Origin of the sequence: Brevundimonas sp. EAKA, assembly GCF_000698025.1 — a bacterium.
Classification (GTDB): Bacteria; Pseudomonadota; Alphaproteobacteria; order Caulobacterales; family Caulobacteraceae; genus Brevundimonas; species Brevundimonas mediterranea_A.
This window is the reverse complement of sequence record NZ_JMQR01000203.1, coordinates 1-3275: the sequence shown is the minus strand read 5'-3', so window position 1 is coordinate 3275 and position 3275 is coordinate 1. Positions and strand designations below refer to the sequence as shown.

Annotated in this window: 4 protein-coding genes; 3 read left to right on the top strand and 1 reads right to left on the bottom strand. The window is 72.2% G+C overall.

Annotated features, from left to right (window positions below; translation table 11 throughout):
• Positions 1–1092, top strand: a 1092-nt coding sequence (locus ER13_RS16670) for an endo-1,4-beta-xylanase (RefSeq protein ID WP_035311103.1), incomplete at its 5' end; no start/stop codon positions are given.
• A gap of 68 nt (positions 1093–1160) precedes the next feature.
• On the opposite strand, the gene ER13_RS16665 is transcribed toward ER13_RS16670, so the two are convergent.
• Entirely contained in the window at positions 1161–1385 is a 225-nt protein-coding gene (locus tag ER13_RS16665) for a hypothetical protein (RefSeq protein ID WP_008262985.1), read from the bottom strand.
• A gap of 193 nt (positions 1386–1578) precedes the next feature.
• On the opposite strand from ER13_RS16665, the gene ER13_RS16660 reads away from it, so the two are divergent.
• Together ER13_RS16660 and ER13_RS16655 are read left to right on the top strand one after the other, a co-directional pair.
• A complete protein-coding gene (locus ER13_RS16660) occupies positions 1579–2295 on the top strand; it encodes a response regulator (RefSeq protein WP_035311101.1) in 717 nt (238 codons plus the stop codon).
• Positions 2283–3275 (top strand): HAMP domain-containing protein (locus tag ER13_RS16655; protein WP_035311099.1); only part of this gene is annotated, 993 nt, incomplete at its 3' end. The genes ER13_RS16660 and ER13_RS16655, both read left to right, overlap by 13 nt.

The following is a 3275-nucleotide window of genomic DNA, read 5'->3' as shown; positions in this document are numbered from 1 at the left end:
GGGAGGGAGAATAGAATGTCGATCTCGCGCCGCACCGTCCTCGTCTCGGGCCTCGCGCTTCCTCTGGCTGCGCCCCTGGCCGCCTGCGACCGCATCTCGGCCGAACCGACCCCGCCTGCCGTCCCCCCGCTGAAATCCGTCGCCCCCTGCCCGTTCGGCGCGGCGATCAAGGCGATGCAGATCGACGACCCCGACTGGGTCGCCCTGGCCCGCGCCAATGTCTCCCAGCTCACGCCCGAGTGGGAGATGAAGATGGAATATGTCCTGGCCGAAGGCCTGGACCGGCCGAACTTCGACCGCTCGGACGCGATCGCCGCCTTCGCCCAGGCGAACGGCATGGCCCTGCACGGCCACACCCTGATCTGGTACTCGCAGGGCAAGGAAGCGTTCGCGGGCCTGTCCGGCGCCGCCTTCGACCGCGCCTTCGACGGCTATATCGCCGCCCTGGCCGGCCGGTATCGCGGCAAGGTCCGCAGCTGGGACGTGGTCAACGAGCCGATCCTGGACGACGGTTCGGCCCTGCGCGACTGCCACTGGAGCGCCCGCTACGGCCACGACGGCTATATGCTGCGCGCCTTCGAACAGGCCCGGATCGCCGATCCCGACGCCGTCCTTTTCCTGAACGAATACAATCAGGAATCCATACCGGCGAAGGGCGCCCTGTTCCTGAAACTGGTCGAACGCCTGCTGAAGGCCGGCTGCCCGCTCCAGGGTCTGGGGCTTCAGTCCCACCTGTGGATCGACATCCCCGACGGCGTCATCGCCGCCTATATGCGCGAGATCGCCCAGTTCGGCCTGCCGATCCATGTGTCCGAGCTGGACTGCACCCTGCGGACGGACAACCCGCTGGATCTGCGGTCCCAGGCCGACCGGCTGGCCCGCCAGTCCGCCCGCGTCACGGAACTGGCCGAGGCCTTCACCGCCCTGCCCCCGGCCCAGCGGTTCGCCTTCACCGTCTGGGGCCTGCGCGACACCGACAGCTGGTATCGCCAGGGCGACAAGGACGACGGCCGCGACAAACCGCTCCCCTTCGACAGTTTCGGCCGGCCCAATCCGATGGCGGCGGCCCTGGCGGAAGCCTTCAGGGCCTAGACGCAGCGACGCCCGCCGGCCTGGGGCCGACGGGCGCTGTACGACGGAGGTGGGGGCGTGCGTCCGTCTTACTTCCTGCCGGGCTTGGCCGGCTTCACCTTGGCCGGGGTTTCGGCGCGGTGGTGACGGGCGCTGCGGGTCTGGTGCTGCGGACGGGCGCTCGAGGTCGCGGCCGGGCGGGCGGTCGCGGCGGATGCGGTCGAGGCAGGCACGGTTCCGGCGAAGGCGGCGCCGCTGGTCAGCAGGACGGTAGCGACGGCGCCCAGGATGGCGGGGGTGCGGAAGGATTTCATTTCAGGTCTCTCTGGTTGAGAACGTCCGGCCTCGTGTCGGACAGTCACTGTTTCGCGCCGCCCTCGGGCGGGTTCGCGTCCGTTCGGTGTCGCCGCATGTCGTCGGCGAACAGATTTGTGTCCGACTGTATCCGCCGCGCTTTGGCCACGAGCCGGGACGACAGATCCCCGTCCTTTCCTGCGCCGAACGCCCATGTCCCAGACCGCCGTCTTTCCCGTCCTGCTGGTCGTCGACGACGACCGCGACATCCGCAATCTGTTGTCGGAACACCTGGAACAGCACGGGTTTCGCACGGTGAAGGCGGCCGACGGACGGGCGATGCGGGCCGCGCTGGAGGCCGGGCCGGTGGATCTGGTGGTGCTGGACCTGAACCTGCCCGACGAAGACGGGCTGAGCCTGTGCCGCGCCATCCGCGCCACGTCGCGCACCCCGGTCATCATGCTGACCGCGTGCGGCGATCCCATCGACCGGATCGTCGGGCTGGAGATGGGCGCCGACGACTATATGGCCAAGCCGTTCGAGCCGCGCGAACTGGTGGCGCGCATCCGCACGGTCCTGCGCCGCGCCGGCCATGACCGGGACAGGATCGAGGGCCGCCACGCGGACTTCTCAGGGTGGTCTCTGGACATCGCCGCGCGCGCCCTGACGGCGCCCGACGGGCGGCTGGCGCCCCTGTCCAGCGCCGATTTCGACCTGTTGCACGCCCTGGTGCGAAACGGCGGCCGGCCCCTGTCGCGCGAGCGGATCCGCGCCCTGTCCACCGTGGCCGACGCCGACGACCGCGCCATCGACCTGAGAGTCAGCCGCCTGCGCCAGAAACTGGGCGACGACGCCCGCAACCCGGCCCTGATCCGCACGGTGCGCAGCCTGGGCTATATGCTGTCGGGACCCGTGACATGGCGCGCCTGAGACGCGACGTGGGCCGCGCCGCCGATGGATCGACCGTGCGGCTGTTCCTGCTGCTGCTGGTGGGGGCGATGGCGGCGGCGGCGGTCACCTTCCTGGCGCTTCAGGTCGGCCACCATCGTGGGCTGAAGCGGGCGCACGAGTTCACCACGGCCGAGCGGATCGGCGACCTGGCCCAGTCGGACGACGATCCGGCCGCGGGCGTGGCCGCCGGCCTGCCCCCGGCGCGGGGCCAGAGGCTGGGACCGCCCGACGCGGCCCTGACCCAGGCGGTGGCGGCGGCGTTGGACCGGCGCGGCGTCAGCGGCGTGACCGTGCGGGCCTATGAGGCGGCGGACGCCGTCTGCGGGGCCGATCCGGGCGAGCGGCTGCGCTGCCGCATCCTGACCCTGACGCCCGACGGCGGCCCGGCCATGGCCCCCGTCGCCGTCAGCCTGCCCGCCGCGCCGCGCCCCTGGAGCCTGGGAGGCGAAAGCGCCGCCCTGCTGGCGGCCGGTCTGGCGGCGGTGATCGCCACGGCCTGGCTGGCGTCGCACCGCGCCGCCGCTCCTCTGGCGCGGCTGTCGGCCGGCGCCCTGGCCCTGGGCCGCGACCTGGACCGGCCGCCCCTGGTGGAGGAAGGCGCGCGCGAGGTGCGCCAGGCGGCGGCGGCCCTGAACGTCATGCAGACCCGGCTGCGGGCCATGATCGCCGAACGCACCCGGGTCCTGGCCGCGGTGGCCCATGATCTGCAGACCCCGCTGACCCGGATGCGGCTGAGGGTCGAGAAGATCGGCGACGACGGCCTGCGCGCCCAGTTGATCGCCGACCTGGCGGCCATGCAGCATCTGGTGCGCGAGGGGCTGGACCTGGCGCGGATCGAGACGGCGCCCGAACCGGTGGTTCCCGTCGATCTGGACGCCCTGCTGTCGGCCCTGTGCGAGGACGCGGCCGACGCCGGTCAGCCGGTCGTCTTCGCCCAGGGGTGCGGCGCCGTACTGCCC